The sequence below is a fragment of the Saccharothrix luteola genome, from assembly GCF_020859565.1.
GTDB lineage: Bacteria > Actinomycetota > Actinomycetes > Mycobacteriales > Pseudonocardiaceae > Actinosynnema > Actinosynnema luteola.
This window is the reverse complement of the sequence record NZ_JAJHUO010000014.1, coordinates 22,850-42,404: the sequence shown is the minus strand read 5'-3', so window position 1 is coordinate 42,404 and position 19,555 is coordinate 22,850. Positions and strand designations below refer to the sequence as shown.

The 19,555-nt window shown below is 73.0% G+C and carries 14 protein-coding genes and 1 pseudogene; 9 read left to right on the top strand and 6 right to left on the bottom strand.

Annotated features, from left to right (window positions below; genetic code table 11):
- Positions 1 to 40: 40 nt before the first annotated feature.
- From LNK82_RS20250 to LNK82_RS20240, 3 genes are all read right to left on the bottom strand, one after another.
- Positions 41 to 571 (bottom strand): ricin-type beta-trefoil lectin domain protein, encoded by a 531-nt coding sequence (locus LNK82_RS20250; RefSeq protein ID WP_230568592.1) that lies wholly within the window; start codon positions 569 to 571, stop codon positions 41 to 43.
- A 110-nt stretch (positions 572 to 681) separates the two neighbouring features.
- The gene (locus LNK82_RS20245; protein WP_230568591.1) at positions 682 to 1,182 is read right to left on the bottom strand and encodes an ATP-binding protein; all 501 of its coding nucleotides are present in this window, start codon (positions 1,180 to 1,182) and stop codon (positions 682 to 684) included.
- 397 nt (positions 1,183 to 1,579) lie between these two features.
- Entirely contained in the window at positions 1,580 to 2,125 is a 546-nt protein-coding gene (locus tag LNK82_RS20240) for a YceI family protein (RefSeq protein ID WP_230568590.1), read from the bottom strand.
- Positions 2,126 to 2,216: 91 nt separating this feature from the next.
- Between LNK82_RS20240 and LNK82_RS20235 the strand changes: the two genes are divergently transcribed.
- From LNK82_RS20235 to LNK82_RS20210, 6 genes are all read left to right on the top strand, one after another.
- Positions 2,217 to 2,711 (top strand): MarR family winged helix-turn-helix transcriptional regulator, encoded by a 495-nt coding sequence (locus tag LNK82_RS20235; RefSeq protein ID WP_230568589.1) that lies wholly within the window; start codon positions 2,217 to 2,219, stop codon positions 2,709 to 2,711.
- Positions 2,712 to 2,911: 200 nt separating this feature from the next.
- On the top strand, positions 2,912 to 5,080 hold the full coding sequence (locus tag LNK82_RS20230) for a fibronectin type III domain-containing protein (RefSeq protein WP_230568588.1): 2,169 nt from the start codon (positions 2,912 to 2,914) through the stop codon (positions 5,078 to 5,080).
- Positions 5,081 to 5,093: 13 nt separating this feature from the next.
- Positions 5,094 to 6,080 (top strand): AAA family ATPase, encoded by a 987-nt coding sequence (locus LNK82_RS20225; protein ID WP_230568587.1) that lies wholly within the window; start codon positions 5,094 to 5,096, stop codon positions 6,078 to 6,080.
- Positions 6,077 to 7,225 carry a DUF58 domain-containing protein gene (locus tag LNK82_RS20220; protein WP_230568586.1) on the top strand — a complete coding sequence of 383 codons (1,149 nt, stop codon included), beginning with the start codon at positions 6,077 to 6,079 and terminating at the stop codon, positions 7,223 to 7,225. The genes LNK82_RS20225 and LNK82_RS20220 overlap by 4 nt, the downstream gene beginning before the upstream one ends.
- A 212-nt stretch (positions 7,226 to 7,437) precedes the next feature.
- Positions 7,438 to 7,653: a hypothetical protein gene (locus LNK82_RS20215; RefSeq protein WP_230568585.1), complete on the top strand. Its 216-nt coding sequence runs from the start codon at positions 7,438 to 7,440 to the stop codon at positions 7,651 to 7,653.
- Positions 7,650 to 9,815 (top strand): transglutaminase domain-containing protein, encoded by a 2,166-nt coding sequence (locus LNK82_RS20210; protein ID WP_230568584.1) that lies wholly within the window; start codon positions 7,650 to 7,652, stop codon positions 9,813 to 9,815. Before LNK82_RS20215 ends, LNK82_RS20210 begins: the two co-directional genes overlap by 4 nt.
- Here LNK82_RS20210 and LNK82_RS20205 read toward each other — a convergent pair.
- A complete protein-coding gene (locus tag LNK82_RS20205) occupies positions 9,812 to 11,422 on the bottom strand; it encodes a serine/threonine-protein kinase (protein ID WP_230568583.1) in 1,611 nt (536 codons plus the stop codon). The genes LNK82_RS20210 and LNK82_RS20205 overlap by 4 nt on opposite strands.
- A 147-nt stretch (positions 11,423 to 11,569) precedes the next feature.
- Here LNK82_RS20205 and LNK82_RS20200 point away from each other — a divergent pair, with 147 nt between their 5' ends.
- Both LNK82_RS20200 and LNK82_RS20195 read left to right on the top strand, forming a co-directional pair.
- On the top strand, positions 11,570 to 12,427 hold the full coding sequence (locus LNK82_RS20200; RefSeq protein ID WP_230568582.1) for a universal stress protein: 858 nt from the start codon (positions 11,570 to 11,572) through the stop codon (positions 12,425 to 12,427).
- 94 nt (positions 12,428 to 12,521) lie between these two features.
- The gene (locus tag LNK82_RS20195; RefSeq protein WP_230568581.1) at positions 12,522 to 13,754 is read left to right on the top strand and encodes an MFS transporter; all 1,233 of its coding nucleotides are present in this window, start codon (positions 12,522 to 12,524) and stop codon (positions 13,752 to 13,754) included.
- A gap of 1,084 nt (positions 13,755 to 14,838) precedes the next feature.
- Here LNK82_RS20195 and LNK82_RS48320 read toward each other — a convergent pair.
- Positions 14,839 to 14,994, bottom strand: a pseudogene (locus LNK82_RS48320) (DapH/DapD/GlmU-related protein); the annotation flags it as partial.
- Positions 14,995 to 15,413: 419 nt separating this feature from the next.
- Entirely contained in the window at positions 15,414 to 16,442 is a 1,029-nt protein-coding gene (locus tag LNK82_RS20185) for a LacI family DNA-binding transcriptional regulator (protein ID WP_230568579.1), read from the bottom strand.
- 310 nt (positions 16,443 to 16,752) lie between these two features.
- Between LNK82_RS20185 and LNK82_RS20180 the strand changes: the two genes are divergently transcribed.
- Positions 16,753 to 19,491, top strand: a complete 2,739-nt coding sequence (locus LNK82_RS20180; RefSeq protein WP_230568578.1) for an exo-rhamnogalacturonan lyase family protein — start codon at positions 16,753 to 16,755, stop codon at positions 19,489 to 19,491.
- Positions 19,492 to 19,555: the final 64 nt, after the last annotated feature.

The window sequence follows — 19,555 nt, the reverse complement described above, 5'->3', positions numbered from 1 at the left end:
CGGTGTCCTGGGTGGACACCGGCCCTCGGGTCTGCACCCGCTACTCGTGCGGGGTCAGCACCCACTCCTGGCTCAGGTCGCCACGGGACGTCTGGACGTCGACTCGTGGCGGGTAGATCAGCATCGGTGACCGGTCCAGCGCGAACCCGGCCTCCCAGGCCCGGATGGTCACGCGGTCGGGCACCGAACCGGTGCGCACGACCCACGAGTACGGGTAGGGGCCGGCGACGACGGGCCGGTGGTCGGCTGCTTGCTGCCCGCCCAGAGTCAGGTAGAGGCCGCTGTTGATGTTCCTGATGATCTGGGTGAACTTGCTGTCCCTGACCAGCTCCCACTCCTGGTAGGCGGGATCGCCGGTCGGCGGCAGGAGGACGGTCGGCGCGCCCTTCTGGTCCGACAGCGGGGTGAGGACGGAGTCCTCGTCACCGCCGAAGGTGATGCTGTACACCCCGTCCGGGACCATCGCGCGTGGTGAGGCGGCCGCGGCTGAGGGCGCTGTGGTCAACGCCACTACCGCGCCGAGGGCGGCGGTCCACGTGACGATCGTTCTGGCGGCGCGTCGGAGAAGCATCAGCGGTCCCTTCCATGAGGTGCGCCCCGGGCGGGGCGTGACTCATGGCATACCGCCATTCGGTGGTGGCGGCAGTCCTGCGACCGGTGGTGTCGCCTGATCGGGGCGCGCTAATCGGGACGGTGCGCGCCGCCGCCCAGGCCGTAGAGGATGCGCTGGATGACCTCCGGGTCCACGTTCGGCTCGTCGCCCAGCTGCTCGGCGGCCGGGGAACGGCGGGGTTCGCGGCGCGGGAGCGGGACGGCGGAGGCGTTCATGCCCGAGGGCAGGGCCAGCTCGCACCACGCCAGGTGGCCGCCGGCGGTGAGGTCGACCAGGCCGGCGCGGGAGCCTGCCAGCTCCGGCGGCAGCGCGACGCGGTTGCCCTCGACCTCGACCACCAGGTAGGTGCCGGTCAGCCGCAGGCGGACGAGGAGGAAGCCGGGCGCGCGCCGGTCGGCCACGTCGACCGCGGCGCCGACCAGTCGGCGGACCGTCTGCGCGGCCTCGTCCTGCATCGCGCGCAGGCGCCACTCGCCCAGTGAGAAGCGCACGAACATGTCCGCCACGTTCACCGCGGTGGGCAGCGCGACGAGTCGAAGGTCGTCGACCTGTTCGGTCTGGGCGTTCACACCGATCCTCCTCGCCTGCGTCCGGCGCGTGCTGCGCCAGATGGTGCCATGAGTGCGTCCGATGTCACCCACGTGGTCTACGACCGTGAGCGGACTGTGTCCGCATCGAGTTCTACAGCTTCAGTGCCGACCGAAGCAAAACTCTGGTTTCACGACCTGCTACGACCTACTACGGGTGGAGACGGTGCGCGGTTCAGGCAGGTTGCGGTGGCACGCCAAAAACTACCGAAATGCTCGGTGAAATGGAATGACGCTCTGGTTCGCCCGGTCTAGCGACTTGCCCTGACGCAGGGTAGGGGAGGGGCGGGGAGCGCGGGGGAGGGGGTGGGGGTGGGAGGAGGGCGGGCAGCGCGAAAGGCCCGCCGGGTGTCGGCGGGCCTTCCGGGATGCTCTTGGTTCAGGCCTGCTTGACGGCCTCGATCTCCAGCAGGATGGTGATCTTGTCGCCGACGACCGCGCCCGCCGGGCCACCGGTCACGCCGAACTCGCGGCGGTTGATCTCGGTGGAGGCGGAGAAGCCGACGACCTTCGAGCCCTCGAAGCCGTCGCCGAAGCCGTTGATCTCCAGCTCCAGGGCCACGGGCTTGGTCACGCCGTGCAGCGACAGCTCGCCGTCGACGAGGAAGCCCTCGCCGTGGGCGCGCACGCCGGTGGACGTGAAGGTGAGCTCGGGGAACTTCTCGACGTCCAGGAAGTCCTCGTTCTTGACGTGGGCGTCGCGCTGGTCGTTGCGCGTGCTGACGGAGGCGGCGTCGATCTTCGCGGTGACCGTGGACTCCAGCGGGTTCTCGGCCGTCACGATCGTGCCCTCGAAGGTGCCGAAGTGGCCGCGGACCTTGGACACGCCCAGGTGGCGAACCACGAACGAGATGTCCGAGTGCACCGGGTCGATCGCCCACGTGCCCGCGAGGTAGCCGGGGATCTGCACAGTCTGCGAGGTCATTGATGGTCCTTCTGGGTTGGTCTGGTTGAACTCTCAACAGAACATAGCGCATCCTGGTTGAAGGTTCAACAACGGCCGTATGATGGGAGGCATGAGCGACGTGCGGTGGCTGAGCGCCGAAGAGCAGCAGGTGTGGCGTGCCTTCATGACCGCCGTGACCAAGTTCACCGAACACCTCGACCGGCAGTTGCAGCGTGATTCCGGGATGCCGATGGCGTACTACGAGATCCTGGTGGCGCTGTCCGAGGCCCCGGAGCGCTCGCTGCGGATGAGCGAGTTGGCGGCGGTGTGCCACTCGTCACGGTCGAGGCTCTCCCACGCGGTGGCCCGGTTGGAGAAGGAGGGCTGGGTCGAGCGGCAGGCCTGCCCCTCGGATCGGCGTGGCTCGATCGCGGTGCTCACGGACGTCGGGTTCGCGGTGTTGGAGCAGGCGGCGGCGGGGCACGTGACGGCGGTGCGGGAGCACTTGTTCGACGTGTTGACGCCGGAGCAGTTGCGGTCGTTGGCGGAGATCAGCCAGGCCGTGGACGCGGGGTTGACGACGGAGTGCGCGAAGGTGCGGCGGGAGGAGTTCGCCGACCTGTGAGGGCGGTGTTGAGGTGTGAGGGGCGGTGTTGAGGTGGGGAAGGCACGCGCGGCGTTGGTGGGCGTGGCGGGGTGGTCGTACCGCGCGCGGGGGAGGGTTGGTCCGATGTGGACGCATCCGGCCGAGTCGGGTTTGGGCCGAGCGGAGCAGGCTGGTGAGTTGTCTCAGAATTGTCATACAGGGCCGTTAGCATCCCGGCCGTGGGAGCGAAGCTGGGCAGGATCGCGCGTCGGGCCATCGGCGCGGGCCGGCGGGAGTCGGCCAGTGTCAGCGCCGCCGCGTTAGGGCTGTTGTTGCTGGTCGGCGCTGCTCTTGGCGACGGCATCTCGCGCACGGCTGTCGAGGTTTCCGATGGCCTCACTTGGCTGAACGACGACCAGCGCGGTGAGGTCGTGCAGGTCAACCCGAGTTCGGGGAAGCCGCAGACGCGGTTGCAGGTCAGTGGGGCGGACGCGCAGTTGGAGATCGCGCAGTCCGACGACAAGCTGATCGTGCTCGACCGCCGCACCGGCCAGATCACCGTGATCGACCTGGCGACGTTGTTGTCCTCCGGTCGCAGGCAGGCGCCTCCCGGACCGTCGGCGAAGGTGCTCATCGCGTGGGACCGGGTGTTCGTGGTCGATCGCGCGGCCGGTTCGGTGCACAACGCGGACCCCGTGACGTTGGCCGACATCGGGTCGCCGTGGCTGGCCGGCCAGCCGTTGGCCGACGTGGTCGCGGACGACAGCGGGGTTCTCTGGGCGGTCGACCACGGTGGCAACCTGTACTCGTTGGAGTGGTCGGACGAAGACCTGGAGTTCTTGGAGCGGACCAACAGGGCGGTGTCGGGGGCCGGGCCGCGCACGGCGTTGGTGCCGCACGAGCGTGGTGTGACGTTGCTCGGGTTGGAGGGCGGCGTGGTGGTGCGTGACGGCACCGGCCGCGACCTCACGGCGAGCACGGCGTCGTTCGCGGGCGAGGTGTTGGCGGCGCAGACGAGTCCGACGGGCCTGGTACCGGCGTCGGTCCCGGACGCGTCGGTCGTCGTGCTGGTCAGCGGTGACGAGGTGGTCCGGGTGGACATGGCGCAGTTCGACTGCCCCAAGCCCGGGCGGCCGGCGGTGTTCCGCGACCGGGTCTACGTGCCGTGCCTGGGGTCGGGCAAGGTCGTGGTGCTGGACCGGATGGGCAAGCGTGGCGCGGACGACGTGCGGACGGGTGGTTCGGGCGACCCGGCGCTGGTGTTCGACGACGGCAAGCTGTTCATCAACACGCCGGGTTCGGATTCGGGTGTGATCGTGGATTCCGACGGGCGCACGCGGGACGTGGTGATCCGCAGTCCCGAGCTGCCGGTGATGGACCCGGAGCGGTCGCCGATCCCGAGTGTGCCCAGTCCTCCGCCGCCGCGTCCGGAGCCGCCGACGCGGGACAACAGGGGCAACGGCCAGAACACGCAGGGCCGCGGTGGGGAGACGACTGTCGCGCCGACCACGACGACGCCGAGTGCCGGTGTGTCGGGTGCGGCGCCGGGTCGTCCGGCGGGCGTGACGGTGTCCCAGCGCAGCAACAACGGCACGTCGGTGGTCGTGACCGTGAGCTGGAGCGCGGTGCCGGACGGCGGTGAGCCGATCACCGGGTACCAGGTGACGGGGACCGGCGCGTTCTCCGGCGGCAGCCAGGAGACGCGGGTGGCGGGCACGTCGGCCGAGTTGGTGTTGCCGTGCGCGGGTTCCACGTTCTGCGCGAGCGGGAAGGTGGACGTCGCGGTGGCGGCGTACAACCGGTTCGGGGTGGGTGAGGCGGGCACGGCGTCGTGGACGATCCGGCCGGCGGCCGGGACGACGACCACTCAGCCCCCGGTGGTGACGACGACGACGCAGCCGCCGGTGGTCACCACGACGACGACCCCGCCGCCCGTGATCACCACGACGACGACCACGCCCCCGCCGCCTCCACCGTTGCCGACCGGGGGTGTCCAGGTGATCAGCACGGTCGGGCCCGGCGGTCACGAGTACGAGAGGAGGGTGACCACGGCGCCGCCGGCGGACTGGGCGAATCACAGCGGGACGTGCGAGGTCGTCAACCTGCTGTTGGAGGCCACCGCGCCGATCCCCTGCGCCGGTGGTTCGGTGACCATCGCGGTCGACTACGGCTTGAACTCGATCGTCGTGCGGGCGCACGGCCCGGCGGGGTCGGTGGAATCGGCGTCGTACCCGGTGCGCATGCGCGAGCCGCCCCAGAACTGCGGTGGCGGCCGGATCTGCCAGCCGCTGAGCGTGCCCGCGTCCGACGAGAGCAACCAGTTGGTCGGCGGCGGTATCGGGTTGTTGGCGACGGCGTGGTTGTTGACCTTCCGCAACCGCCGGATGCGGCGCGGCGAGTCGGAGTGACGAGGGGCGAGAAGTGACGAGTACGGCGGTGCCGGCGATCGGTGAGGACGAGATCGCGGCGTTCCGCGCCCTGCACTCGCGGCTCGGTGACGCGGTCGAGTCGGCGGTGCGGGGCAAGCGGGACGTCATCGACCTCGTGCTGGTCGCGATGTTCGCCGGCGGGCACGTGCTGCTGGAGGACGTCCCGGGCACGGGCAAGACGACGCTGGCACGGGCGGTCGCGGGCGCGTTGGGCGGTGTGTCGCGACGGGTGCAGTTCACGCCCGACCTGCTGCCCTCGGACGTCACCGGCACGTCCGTGTACGACCCGCAGACCGGTGAGGTGCGATTCCGGCCGGGGCCCGTGTTCGCGAACGTCGTGCTGGCGGACGAGATCAACCGCGCCGCGGCCAAGACGCAGTCGGCGCTGCTGGAGGTGATGGAGGAGCGGACGGTCACGGTGGACGGCGTGGCGCACGCGGTGCCCTCGCCGTTCCTGGTGGTGGCCACGCAGAACCCGATCGACCTGGACGGCACGTACCGGCTGCCCGAGGCGCAGCTGGACCGGTTCATGCTGCGCACGTCCATCGGCTACCCGTCGGTGGAGCACGAGATCGACGTGCTGCGGCCCGGGAGCGGCGCGGGGCACGTGGGCGCGGTGCCGACGGTGAGCAACCCGCACGTCGTCGCCGAGCAGGGACGTCGGCTGGCGACGCTGCACGTGGCGGACCCGTTGTTGCGCTACATCAGCGACATCGGTGTCGCGTCGCGCGCGGACAGCCGGTTGCGGCTGGGTGCGAGCACGCGTGGTCTGCGTTCGCTGGTGCGGTGCGTGCAGGTGCACGCGGCGGCGCAGGGCAGGCACTTCGTGGTGCCGGGTGACGTGCAGGCGTTGGCCGTGCCGGTGTTGGCGCACCGGTTGGTGCTGACCCGTGAGGCGCAGTTGGCCGGCACGACGACCGAGGAGGTCCTGGCCGACGTCCTGGCGGGCGTGGCGGTGCCGAGACCGGCCGCGCGATGACCAGGGTGCGGCTGACCGCGCGAGGGCTGGGCGCGGTGCTGTCGGGTGTGTCGTTGGTGGGCTTGGGGTTGTGGTGGCGTTATCCGGGTGTGGCCGGGTTGGGCATCGCGTTGCTGGTGCTCGTGGCGGCGGGTGTGGTGTCGGTGTTGTCGCGGGCCCAGGTCGCGCCGAAGCGGGTCGTGCGGCCGAGAACCGTGCAGCGGTTGGGCGCCTGCACGGGTGTGGTGGAGCTGACGGGCACGAGCCGGCGTTTCCCGGTGGTGTTCGACGCGACCGACGAGGTGGCGGGTGAGGTGGTGGCGGTGGACATCCCGCTGCTCGCGCCGGGGCAGAAGGTGAAGGTGGAGTACCCGATTCCCACGCACACGCGGGGGTTGGTGAAGGTCGGGCCGTTGACGTTGAGCCGTCGGGGGTTGGCGGGGTTGGCGCACGCCCGGACGGTGGTGGGTGACGTGGTGGAGGTCCGGGTGGTGCCGCGCGTGCTGCCGGTGCGTGGTCTGCCGGGTGGGGTGCGGCGTGGGCACGTGGGGGCCGATGAGCGGGTGGAGCGTGGTGGGACGGATCTGGTGGGGTTGCGGGAGTACGTGCCGGGTGACGACTTGCGGCGGTTGCACTGGGCGACGTCCGCGCGGACCGGGACGTTGATGATCCGGGAGGACGCCGATCCCGCTCGCCCGCACTTGGCGGTGGTGCTCGACGATCATGCGGACGGGTATGCGGAGGCCAAGGACCTCGAGGACGCGGTGGAGGTGGCGGCGTCGCTGGTGACGGTGGCGATCGCCGAGGGGCACCCGGTGCGGTTGGTGTCGTCGTCGGGTGCGGTGGACGTGGAGTTGCCTCCGGGTGCGGTGGACGCGGACGCGTCGGTGGTGCTGGCGGCGTTGGCGGATCTCAAGGCGGCTGATCGTGCTTCGGGGGTGCGTTCGCTGCCGATCCGGGACTTGGACGTGGTGGCGGTGGTGTGCGGGGCGAAGGCTGAGCTGTCGGCGTTGATGCTGGAGGCGGGGCGGGCGTCGGTGGGGGTGGTGCTGGTCGTGGATCCCGGTGTGGTGCGGCCGATCTCGGCGGTCGGGTCGGTGTTGTTGCTGCGCGATGCCAAGGCCGAAGGGCTGTTGGACGCTTGGAACACGGCGGTGTCGCGGTGAGCGCGCGGCTGAGTGCACGGCTGTGGCGGGCACCGGACCGGGTCCCCGCTCCACCTGCTTCGCCTGGCCGGCCCGCAGAAGATCACCCGATAGCGTCATGGGCGCCGGGGATGAATGGAAGCGCCGATTTTGTTGCCGGAAGTATGGAGGCGCGGCGCCCCGGCCTCGGGTGTGTCGGGGTGGTGCGTCGGTGAGTGCGCGCGGACCTTCGGATGGCGGTGCGGGTGGGTCCGCGGATGCGGGCGGGCAGGTGGATCACGGTGCTCGCCTGTCCGCGGATGGCGGTGCGCGTGGGTCCGCGGGCGATGGTGCGGGTGCCCGACACAGCGGTGCTCGTGCCCCACACAGCGGTGCTCGTGCCCGACGCGGCGGTGCGAGTGCCGGACGCGGAGGCGGGAGTGGCGGAGGTGCGAGTGCCCGAGGTGTGAGTGCCGCTCGGGTGGGCAGCGCGGCCCGGGTGGCTTGGGCGGCGTTGTTGGTCGTGGTGGCCGCGTTGCACCTCGGTTCGGGGTGGCAGGGGGCCACGGCTTCGCTGGTGTTCGCGGGCGCGGCTGTGGTGGCGTTCGCGTGCCTGCCGCTGTTGCGGTGGCGGCGGGTGCCGTCGGGGCTGGTGGCGTTCTCGCTGGTGGTGCTGGCGCTGGTCGGCGGGTACTGGGTGGCGGAGGGCTCGGCGATCGACTCCACCGACCCGCTGCCCGTGCTGCTGGACCTGGTGCCGCGCCTGCTGACCGCCGCACGGCCCGCGCCCGTCACACCCGAGCTGTTGGCGCCGGGCGCGTTGCTGGTGTTCGGGGTGTCGTTGGTCGTGGTGCTGGCGGTGGCGCGGCGGGGGCGGTCGTTGTTGGCGCCCGTGGTTGGTGCGGCGGTGCTCTACACGTGCACGGCGCTGTTGACGGCCGGGCGGGCGGATCGGTACGGGTTGGTGGCGGTGGGGTTGGTCGCGCTCGTGGCGATCGGGTGGTTGCTCGTGGACCGGTTGGAGGCCGGTGGCCGGGTGTTGCTCGGGCTGCCCGCGGTGCCGGTGGCGGCGGTCGCGGCGCTCGCGGTGGTTCTGCCGGCCGGTGAGGCGTTCGAGCCGCGGGAGCTGGTGGAGCCGCCGGTGGCTGATCTGGGGGTGGCGAGTCCGTTGCCGCAGTTGGCGTCGTGGGCGAATCTGGGCGACACGGAGCTGTTCCGGGTGCGCGGTCCGGAGCGGGCGGTGCGGTTGGTGGCGTTGTCGGACTACTCGGGTGCGGCGTGGCGGGCGGCGTCGTTGTACGGGCCCATCGGGGCCGTGGCGGAGCCGGACCTGCCGCCGGGCGCGCAGGTGGACGAGGCCGAGGTGGAGATCACCGTCGGCGAGTTGGGCGGCCGGTGGTTGCCGACGGTGGGGCGGCCCACGGCGGTGTCGTTGGACGGCGCGATGGTCGACCCCGACTCGGGGTCCTTGGTGCTGCGCACCGAGTTGACGCCCGGTCTGTCGTACCGGGTGCGGGGTGTGGTGGACGTGCCCGATGACGCGGACCTGCTGGACGCCACCGTGCCGACGAACGCGGGCCGGTACCTGGAGCTGCCGGGGTTGCCGTACTCGTTGGCGGAGTACGCGCGGCAGATCGTGCAGAGCGCTCGGTCGCCGTACGAGCGGGCCGTGGCGATCGAGCAGGTGGTGAAGCAGGGGCGCACGCCGGACGCGCAGGCGCCCGTCGGGTCGTCGTACGCGCGGTTGGAGCGGTTCCTGTTCGGCGGTCCCGGTGAGCCCGGTGCGAACGCCGGGACGGCGGAGCAGTTCGCGTCGGCGTTCGCGGTGCTGGCGCGCGCGGTGGGGTTGCCGACCCGGGTGGTCGTCGGCTTCCAGCCCGCCGACGGCGAGGAACGCGTGGTGCGCGGCAGCGACGCGACCGCGTGGCCCGAGGTGTACTTCGCCGGGTGGGGCTGGGTGCCGTTCGACCCGGTGTCGGGTGTGTCGTCGGGTGGGTCGAGCGCCGCGCAGAAGCGCGAGGTGCTCGACCGGTTGGCGTCGGTCACGGCCACCCCGACGAGCACGCCGCTGTCCGCGCCGCCGCCGCCGTTGGTGACGCCGTCGAGCACCGTCGCCGCGCAGGGCACGTCGGCCGGTTCGCAGCGGTGGATCGGGTACGCGGTGCTCGGCGGGGTGCCGGTGCTGATCCTGCTGGTGCTCGGGTTGGCGCGGCTGGTGCGGCGCAACCGGCTGCGTGCCGCGGGCGCGACCGGCGCTTGGGCCTACGTGCTGGACGGGTTGTTGCTGGCCGGCCGGACACCGACCGCGGATCGGACCGCACCGGACATCGCGGCGGGTCTGGGGTCGGCGCCGGCGGTGGAGTTGGCCCGGTTGGCGGACTACGCGGCCTTCGCACCGGAGGTCGGTCGTGCCGTCGGTCACGCCCCGGAACATGGCCGGCCCCGGGTCGGTCACCCGGTGGCGGCGGGACCAGGGACGGTGGCGGCGGGACCGGGCGCGGTGGCGGGGCGTGCGGCCGGGACGTCGCCGTGGTCGTTGGCGCGGCAGGTGCGCGGTGGGCTGCGGCGTGGGATGCCTTGGTACCGCAGGATGTTCTGGGCGGTCGACCCACGGCCCCTGTGGCGGCGCTAGCCGTTGCGCACGGCGCACGTGCGGGCTGACGCGCCGCGTTGCGTGGCCGGGTCGTCGAGACCGATCGCGAGCACCTGGAAGCAGTACTGCGGCGCCTTCGGCTCCAAGCCCTCCAGCACGTGCGACGTCGCACCGGCCGCCACGGTCACCAACGGCCGCGCCGCCGAGCCCGTCACGTCGACCACGACGAACTGCGCCTTGCCCTCGCTCGGATCCGTCCAGAACAGCTCGATCCGGTCACCGCCGTCCTCCAGCCGCTTGAGCACCGGCGTGAACCGCGGATCGCCGCCCTCGGGCAGGCTGGCGGTCGTGGTGGTGGTCGCGGCGGACGTGCTGGTGGTGGTCGTGGTCGCCGTGGACGGCGGTGACGCGACCTGCTCCGACCGGCCGGGCAGGTTCAACGCCACCCCGACCACGACACCGGCGAACACCGCGCTCACCCCGGCCAACTTCCACGACCGGCGTGGCCGGGACGGCGGCGGCTCCGGCAGTTCCACCAACGGCGGCGGGGGCGGCGGCACGGGCGGGCGGCGCTCGGTGTGGTGCCGGACGGTCAGGTCGGCCAGGTCCTCGGTCCACGTCCGCACCGGCTCGGGCGCGGCGGCGACCGGTTCCGCCGCCGCCTCGACCGCCGGCTTGGGACCGAAGTCCGGCAGTTCGGTCGGACCCTCCGGGTAGCGCTCCGGCACCTCCCGCCGCACCGCCGCCGTGTGCTCGGGGTCCACTGTGGACTGCGGCGTCCACGTCGGCACCGCCGCCAGCGCCGCGCGCAGCGCCGCCGCGTCCGGGAACCGCTCCTCCCGCTCCTTGCGCAGGCACCGCAGGATGATCGCCACCAGCTCGACGGGCACGTCCCGCCGCAGCAGCGACCTCGGCGGCGCCTCCCGCACCCGTCCGAGGTAGGCGAGCATGGTGTCCTCGCCGGGGTTGGCCGACGCGAACGGCGGCTCGCCGTCCAGCAGGGTGAACAGCGTCGAACCCAGCGACCACAGGTCGTCGGCCGCGGCGGGCGGTCGGCCGTCCACCATCTGCGGCGCCGCGTGCCGGTAGCTGACCAGCTGCAGCGACGCCGTGTGCGCCGCGTCCGCGCCGCGCGCGATGCCGAAGTCGGCCAGCACGTAGGAGGTGGGCAGCACCAGGATGTTCTGCGGCTTCACGTCCCGGTGCAGGATGCCCTGGCCGTGCGCGAACGACAGCGCGTCGGCCACCGCGATCCCGGCCGCGACGACCTCGGCCACGGGCAGCGGCCCGAGCTGCCGCAACCGGTCGTGCAGCGAACCGAGGTCGTGGTACTCCATCACGATGCACGGCCGGCCGCCGATCACCCCGGTGTCCAGCACGGTCACGATGTGCGGGTGCTGGCGGCCGAGCCGGACGGTGATCTCCAGCTCGCGGTGGAACCGGCTGACCGTGGCCGGGTCGGTCACGTCCAGCACCTTGACCGCGACGTCACGACCGAGCCCGTCCTGGGTGGCCCGGTACACGGTGCCCTCGCCGCCGTGCGCGACGAGCCGGAAGTCGCTGTAGCCGGGCAGCGCGACGGCCGGCGCCGCACCACCCGAACCGGGCGGGGGCGCCCAGGCCAGCAAGTCGTCGGCGGGATCCACGGCGCCGATCGTATCCGGCGGGCACGACAGCGGAAGGCGTTCGCCGAACGGGGCTGCGGCACCGCGGTCGACGTGCGGCGGGCCGCCCGCCGTCGGATGGTGTGGGTGTCGCTGACGTCGGCTGGAGGAAGCTGGAGGGACCCCGTGATGAGTGCCCCGATCGTGGTCGGAGTGGACGGCTCGGAGTCGGCGCTGAGGGCCGTGCGCTGGGCGGCGGAGGAAGCCGCGCGGCACCGCGTGCCGCTCCGGCTCCTGCACGCCTACCTGCTGCCCAAGCGCGGCTACCCCGAGCTCGTGTTGAGCGGCCACGACGTGCGGGAGGCGTTCGAGGAGCAGGGTAGGCAGTGGCTGCACACGGCCGCCGCGAGCGTGCGCGACCTCGTGCCGGAGGTCGGCACGTCGGTGGTGGCCGCCCAACCCGCCGCCGCCATGGTCGCCGCGTCCCGGGACGCCCGGCTCGTCGTACTCGGCTCCCAGGGGCTGGGCGGGTTCCTCGGGATGGTCGTCGGGTCGGTGGCGGTGTCGGTCGCCGCGCACGGCCGCAGCCCCGTGGTCGTCGTCCGCGGCCCCCACCCGGCCACCGGCCCGGTCGTGCTCGGCGTGGACGGCTCCCCGGCGGGTGAGGCGGCGATCGGGTTCGCGTTCGAGGAGGCGTCGGCGCGGGACGCCGCGCTCACCGCGCTGATCGCGTGGACACCGCTGCTCGCCGGCACCCCCTACGCCGACAAGGTGCGCGTGCACTGGGACGAGATGGAGGAGCAGCAGCGGCAGCTGCTGGCCCAGCGCCTGGCCGGGTGGCAGGAGAAGTTCCCGGACGTGGCGGTCGACCGGCGGGTGGTGCGCGAGCGTGCGGCGAAAGCCCTGCTCGACGCCGGTCGGGACGCGCAGCTGCTGGTCGTCGGCAGCCGCGGTCGCGGTGGCTTCGCGGGCCTGCTCCTCGGCTCCACCAGCCAGGCGATGGTCTACCACGCGCCGTGCCCGCTGGCCGTCGTCCGCGCGGACTGACCCACCGCGCCGCCGGCCGAGGTGATCTTCGGGCATGATCGGCACCTCGAGGTGATCGCCTCGATCCGTACCGGCGACGCGGCGGGGGAGCGGAATGGTCGCAGTGCTGCGGGACAACCGGGACCTGGCGGTGCTGGTGGGCGGGTCCGGCGTGGCCGGCCTCGGCGCGCAGCTCACGCTGGTCGGGTTCACCACCGAGCTGGCCCGGTCCGGCGCGTTCGCGGTGGCGGGGCTGTTCGTGGCCGTCGCGTTCGGCGTCGTGCTCGGCACGCCGCTCGCCGGGTGGGCGGTCGACCGGTTCCCCCACCGGCTGCTGCTCCTCGTCGCGGTGTTCGCCCAGGTGCTGCTGCTGGTCGGGCTGCTGCTCGGCTATGCGCGGCTGCCCGTCCTGTTCGGCCTGGTGGCGTTGCTCGGCGTGTGCGGGGTGGTGGTGCGGACGTGCGCGTCCGCGCTGATCCCGGTCGCGACCGGCGAGGACGGCGCGGCACGCGGCCAGTCGGCGTTGTCGTCGGCGCAGAACACCGGGTCCGTGGCGGGCATCGTGCTCGGCGGCGTGATCGCGGTCGGGCCGGGCGTCGAGTGGGCCGTGATGCTCGACGCGGTGTCGGCGTTCACGCACCTGGCGCTGGTCGTGGTGTGGCTGCGGGTGGACCGCGACCCGAGGCGGGACGACGGCGCGGCCACGCCGGGCGGCCAGTGGAGCGGCTGGGTGCTGCTGCGCAGCGACCGGCTGCTGCTGGGACGCGTCGTCGCGCAGGCCGTGGTCGGCGTGGCCGTGGCGATCGCGCTGGTCAACCAGGTGTTCCTGGTCTTCGGCCCGATCGGCGGCAACGAGTTCACCTACAGCGCCGTGCTCGCGTGCTGGACCGCGGGCCTGCTGCTCGGCGCGAACCTGACCCGCCGCGTCACCACCACGCGCGGGCTGGTCGCGGCCTTCGCCGCGGCGAACCTGGTGCTGGCGCCGGCGTTGGCCGCACCCGCGCAGCTGCCGCACCTCGTGGTCACCGCGGTGGCGTGGCTGGTCGCGGGCGCGTGCGGCTCGGTGCAGAACGTGACGCTGAACGGCCTGGTCGAGGCCAGGACCTCGGAGGCGGTCCGGGGACGCGTGGTGGCCACCGTCGGCGCGGTCACCACCTGCTCGGGCGTGGTCGGCATCCTGGTGGCGGGCGCGGTCGTCGGCACGGCGGGCCCGTCGGCGGCGCTGACCGCGGCGTCGGGCTTCGCCCTGCTGGCGGCCCTGATGGCGGTGCTGTCGGTGCTGCGCCGCGACCACCTGCGCGCCTCCGTCGCCGCGGACGTGGACCGCGCGTCGGTCAGGGCGGGCTGAACGCGGGTTCGGGTCGGTGCACGCCGCGCGGCCGGTAGGGCAGCGCGTCGGCGAGGCCGAGCAGGTCGGCGAGCAGCCACCCGACCGCCAGCCACATCTCGGTGCCCTGCAGGCCCGGCGCGGTGGCGGGGAGACCGGCGGTCGTGGGGTGCGGTGCCCGGAAGCCGAAGCCCGCGCCATCGGACCAGTGGCCCAGCGCGTCGGTGAGCAGTCGGCGGGCGACCTCCCGGACCTCGTCGGCGCGGTGCCCGGTGTGGCGGGTCAGCCAGAGCGGGTGGGCGACGTCGAGGACGTTGCAGGCGTCCTGCCGCTCCGGGCGGAAGAAGCGGGGGTCGCGGACGTGCCGCAGGACGGTGTCCACGACGCGTTCCGGGTGGGGCACGGGCACGCCGAACTGGGCGAACGTGCCGCGGGAGGCCCGGTAGTAGCCGTTGACGAGTTGGCGCAGGCCGTCGTCGGGCGACGGTCGGCCCCACATGCCGGTGTGGGGGTCCGCGGTGGTGACCAGCCAACCGAAGAGGGCTTCGGTCGTGCCCGGCGTGTTCGGGGCGCCGCGGCGCCGGTTCCAGTGCAGGGCGGTGCCCAGCGCGTCCACCCGGGCGCCCGCCGACCAGGCGTTGGTGGTCCACGGCTGCCGTTCGAGGTCGGTGATCAGCTCCTCGGCGGTCATCCGGGACACGGCGTGGATCGGCTCGGGGAAGCCGCTGCCCAGCAGGTCGAGCGCGTAGCCGACGGACAGCACGTGGTAGGCGGCGTCCGGGTCGGACAGGTCGGCCCGGGCCGGTGCCACGCCGTCCGTGAGTGGGCCGACCAGGCCGGTCTCCGGGTCCTGCCAACCCCGCAGCCGGTCGACCTGGGCCTGGGCGGGCAGTTGGTCGGGCGCGCGGCCGAGCAGCAGGTCGGCGATCTCGATCGCGTCGCACTGGGCGCGGACGGTCGGCGCCGTCCCCGGTCGGTCGGTGAACAGGCCCAGGTCGGGCTTCCAGCAGCGCTCCAGGACCTGCTCGGCCTGGGCGCGGGCGGTCTCGGCGAACGCGGTGAGCCGGCCGACCAGGTCGTCCCGCCGCGGTGCGGGGGCGGGCACGCGCCAACGGAGGACCTTGGCCGGGTTGCCGCCCACGATCGCGCCGGCCGGGACGTCCTTGGTGACCACGGCGCCGGCGGCGATCACCGACCGGTCGCCGACCGTCACCCCGTCGAGGACGACGACGTGCGAGCCGATCCAGACGTCGTCGCCGATGGTGATGCCGACCGAGCGCAGCGGCTGCCGGAACACCTCGGTGTCGGGGTCGTCGAAGGTGTGGTTGAACGCGAGGATCGAGGTGTGCGCGCCGATGCGCACGGCGTCGCCCAGGCGGATGTCGCCGCGCACCACCGCGTAGGGGTTGATCGTGCAGTCACGGCCGGCGCGCAGCGACCCGCTCAGGTAGGCGCCCGCGGCGACGTAGCTGCCGTGGCCGAGGCTGAGCTCCTCGTTCCGCACGGAGGCGAGCTCGGAGAGGAAGCAGCGCTCCCCGATCTCGTAGCCGCGGTGCTCGACGAGGTGCCGTCGGAGGTCGAGCTGGCGTCGTCTCGCCCGCTCATCGGCCTCGTCCCAGAACGACCAGGGGGAGTAGTCGAAGCGGGTGCGGTCGAACGGCCCGTCGGCGGGGACGCCGGTCACGGCCGGGCGCCGGAACGCACGACGGGGCGCACCGAGTCGCGGACGACGATGTGGGTGCCGAGCATGACCCGCTCGGGCGTGCCCGACTTGTCCCGGGCGCGTTGCAGCGCCATGCGCACCGCGGTGCGGCCCAGCTCCTCGTGCGGCACGTGGACGGTGGTGAGGCCGATGTCGGCCGCCGGCGGCAGGTCGTCGAAGCCCACCAGGGAGATGTCTTCGGGGATGCTCAGGCCGTGCTCGCGCAACGCCTGGCGGGCGCCCGCGGCGATGAGGTCGTTGCCGGCGAAGACGGCGGTGAAGTCGGGTGGTCCGGCGGCGAGCCGTTCGCTGATCATCCGGTAGCCCTCGTGCCGCTCCATGCTGCCCGCGACCTCCAGCCCTGGGTCGTGCTCCACGTGGTGGTCGGCGAGGGCCTTGCGGTAGCCCGCGATGCGGCTCTCCGGCGTGGTGTAGTTGTCGCGCCTGCCCAGGAACAGGATGCGGCGGTGGCCCGCGGACAGCAGGTGGCTGGTGATGGCGTACGCGCCGCCGGTGTTGTCGTACTCCACGACCAGGGCGGGCACGTCGGGCCCGAGCGGCGGCCGTCCGCACAGGACCAGCTGGGAACCGGCGAGCGCCAGCGCGCGGGCGTACTCGGCCATGCGGTCGCGGTAGGCCTCGTCCGCCACGACGTTGCCGACGAGGATCACGCACTCGGCGTGCTCCTCGCGCATGAGCTGGACCGTGGCGAGTTCCCGCTCCGGGTCGCTGCCGGTGGTGCCGACGATGCAGAGCTTGCCCTCGATCGCGGCCTGGGTCTGCACGCCCTGCGCGACGTGGGCGTAGTGCGGCGAGACGACGGAGTTGACGATGATGGCGACGCTGCGGCTGCTCGCGCCGGCCAGCCCTCGCGCGTTGGCGTTGGCCACGTAGTCCAGCTCGCGCACCGCCCGCAGCACCCTGGTGCGCGTGGCGGGCGCGCCGGGGTAGGAACCCGACAGGATCCGGGACACGGTCGCGACGGACACCCCGGCGTGCGCGGCCACGTCACGGATCGTCGTCGGCCGCGGTCCACCGTTGTCGGACGCCGCTCGCCGAACCATCCCGCCTCCGTCTGCCGTGGTGCACCCCGCTGGTAAAACGCTTGCACGCGATGTTTCCGGCGGACTGTCCCGGTGTCAAATCACCATTCCGGCGGATTCCTCCCCGTGCGGACACGTGCAGCGAGGCTCGCCTGTAACCGTATACCGCTTGTCGCGGGTGTATTGACAGGGCTTCAGGCTCATGCTGGCATTACGGTGCTGTAAACGTTTTCACAACCCTTGCCCGGAGTCGACCCGCCGGAGTGGAGCACCCATGGCGATGATCTCCCGACGTGATCTCATCCTCGGCGCGGCCGCGGTCGGCGCCGCCGCGCAGGTCGGCCGCGGCGCCACGCCGGCGCACGCGGCTCCCGCCGTCGGCCCGCGACCAGCGACGGCGAGCGGCGCACTGGCCGACGGCGTCCCGCTCGGGTGGCTGGAAGGCGGCACGCCGCGGCGACTGGCCGCCGGGTCCACCTGGGGCGTGCCGTGGCCGAAGGGCACGGTGCCCAAGGAGCAGGCGTTCGCGTTGCACACCTCCGCGGGGCAGCCGGTGCCCGTGCAGACGTGGGCCACCGCGTACTGGCCGGACGGTTCGCTGAAGTGGACCGCGCACGCCATCGGCGCGGAGGCGCCGCCGGCCGAGACCTACGTGCTGACCGGTGGCACGCCCGCCAAGCCCGCGGCGGCCGTGACGGTCAAGGACGGTCGCAACGAGGTCGAGGTGGGCACGGGCGTCCTGCGGTGCGTGATCCCCAAGAAGGGCGACCAGTTGGTCCGCGCCCTGTTCCGGGGCGACCGCGAGATCGCCCGCAACGGCCGCCTGGTGTGCCTGCGGCAGGACGGGCCGGTCGACGAGGAGGGCGGCGCGGCGAAGGTGGAGAAGTTCACCGGCCGCACGGAGCGGGTGACGGTCGAGCAGTCCGGCCCGGTCCGCGCCGTCGTCCGGATCGACGGCGGGCACCGGCACGGCAACCGGACGTGGCTGCCGTTCACCGTGCGGCTGTACTTCTACGCCGGCAGCGACGGCGTCCGCGCCGTGCACAGCTTCGTCTACGACGGCGACGAGAAGAAGGACTTCGTCCGCGGCCTGGGCATCCGGTTCGAGGTGCCGATGCGCGACGAGCCCCACAACCGGCACGTGCGCTTCGCCGGGCCCGGTGACGGCGTGCTGGCCGAGGCGGTGCGCGGCATCACGGGCCTGCGCCGCGACCCCGGCGCTGCGGTCCGCCGGGCGCAGGTCGCGGGCCAGGCCACCCCGCCGGTGGCCACGTGGGACACCAGGGTCGGCTCGCGGCTGCACCTGATCCCCACCTTCGGCGACTACTCGCTGCGCCAGCTCTCCGCCGACGGGTTCCAGCTCCGCAAGCGCACCAAGGCGGGCCACGGCTGGATCCCCGTGGACGCCGGCGGCCGGGCGGGCGGGCTCGGGTACGTCGGCGGCCCCGGCGGCGGCTTCGCGTTCGGCATGCGCAACTTCTGGCAGCTGCACCCCACCCAGCTCGACGTCCGGGGCGCGGCCGGTGAGACGGCCGAGGTCACCGCGTGGCTGTGGTCGCCCGAGGCCGAGCCGATGGACCTGCGCTTCTACCACGACGGCCTGGGCCAGGACACCCATCCCGAGCAGCTCGAAGGCCTGGAGATCACCTACGAGGACTACGAACCGGGCTTCGGCACGCCCTACGGGATCGCGCGCACGACGGAGCTGGTGTTCTGGGCGCTGGAGTCGACGCCGCCGGCCGAGCGGATCGCGGAGCTGGCCGACGCGGTGCGCACGCCGCCGCTGATCGTCGCGCCGCCCGCCCACCTGCACGCCGCCGGCGTGTTCGGCGACTGGTCGCCGGTCGACCGCTCGACCCCGGCGAAGGCCCGCATCGAGGACCGGCTGGACTTCCTGTCCACCTACTACCGGCAGCAGGTGGAGCAGCGGTCCTGGTACGGCTTCTGGGACTACGGCGACGTCATGCACAGCTACGACCCGGACCGGCACGTGTGGCGCTACGACGTCGGCGGCTACGCGTGGGCCAACTCCGAGCTCTCGCCCGACCTGTGGCTGTGGTACCAGTACCTGCGCTCCGGCACGGCCGAGGCGTTCCGCTTCGCCGAGGCGATGACGCGGCACACCGGCGAGGTCGACGTCTACCACCTCGGGAAGTGGCGCGACCTCGGCACGCGGCACGGTGTGCAGCACTGGGCCGACAGCGCCAAGCAACTGCGCATCAGCACCGCCGGCTACCGGCGCTTCCTCTACTTCCTCACCGCCGACGAGCGCACCGGCGACCTGATGCGCGACCTGGTCGACGCCGACCGCACGTTCCTCGCCCTGGACCCCCTCCGCAAGATCCGCACCGAGCCGTACGAGCCGGACCCGCACGCCCTCGCCGTCAGCACCGGCACCGACTGGAGCGGCCTCGCGCTCGCCTGGCTGACCGAGTGGGAGCGTGGCGGCGACCCGATCGCCCGCGAGAAGCTGCTCAACGGCATGCGCACCATCGCCGCGATGCCCAACGGGTTCGCGCAGGGCAGCGGCCTGTACGACCTCGACAACGGCAAGTTCGCGCCAGCCCGACCCGCGGTGAGCGTCGGTTCGCTCGGGTCGGTGTTCGGGCTGGTCGAGGTGTGCAGCGAGCTGATCGACCTGACCGGCGATGAGGCGTTCACCAGGGCGTGGCTGCAGTACTGCCGGCTCTACAACGGCACCGCCGCCGAGCAGCAGGCGGAGACGGGCCAGTCCTGGGGCAGCCTGAACCTGCGCCAGGCCCACTCCCGGCTCACCGCCTACGCCGCCGCCAAGCTCGGCGACACCCAGCTCGCCGACCGGGCGTGGAAGGAGTTCGACACCGGCCACGCGGGCTACCCGCGGACCTTGGAGTTCACGTCCACGCGGATCGAGGGCCCGGCGGTGCTCAAGCCGGTCGACGAAGCCGCCTTCGTCTCGACGAACGCCTCCGCGCAGTACGGTCTGGCCGCGATCCAGTGCCTGGCCCTGGTGGGCGACCGCCTGCCCGCGTGACCGGAGGACGCCGAAACCACAGCCCCGACCGGTTCCGCCGGTCGGGGCTGTGGTCCGGAGTGGA

Bases quoted from the DNA above. Each gene is read 5' to 3' on its own strand.
- LNK82_RS20250 (WP_230568592.1), bottom strand. From the start codon at position 571: ATGCTTCTCCGACGCGCCGCCAGAACGATCGTCACGTGGACCGCCGCC.
- LNK82_RS20240 (WP_230568590.1), bottom strand. From the start codon at position 2,125: ATGACCTCGCAGACTGTGCAGATCCCCGGCTACCTCGCGGGCACGTGG.
- LNK82_RS20235 (WP_230568589.1), top strand. From the start codon at position 2,217: ATGAGCGACGTGCGGTGGCTGAGCGCCGAAGAGCAGCAGGTGTGGCGT.
- LNK82_RS20220 (WP_230568586.1), top strand. From the start codon at position 6,077: ATGACCAGGGTGCGGCTGACCGCGCGAGGGCTGGGCGCGGTGCTGTCG.
- LNK82_RS20215 (WP_230568585.1), top strand. From the start codon at position 7,438: ATGGCGGTGCGGGTGGGTCCGCGGATGCGGGCGGGCAGGTGGATCACG.
- LNK82_RS20200 (WP_230568582.1), top strand. From the start codon at position 11,570: ATGAGTGCCCCGATCGTGGTCGGAGTGGACGGCTCGGAGTCGGCGCTG.
- LNK82_RS20195 (WP_230568581.1), top strand. From the start codon at position 12,522: ATGGTCGCAGTGCTGCGGGACAACCGGGACCTGGCGGTGCTGGTGGGC.
- LNK82_RS20180 (WP_230568578.1), top strand. From the start codon at position 16,753: ATGGCGATGATCTCCCGACGTGATCTCATCCTCGGCGCGGCCGCGGTC.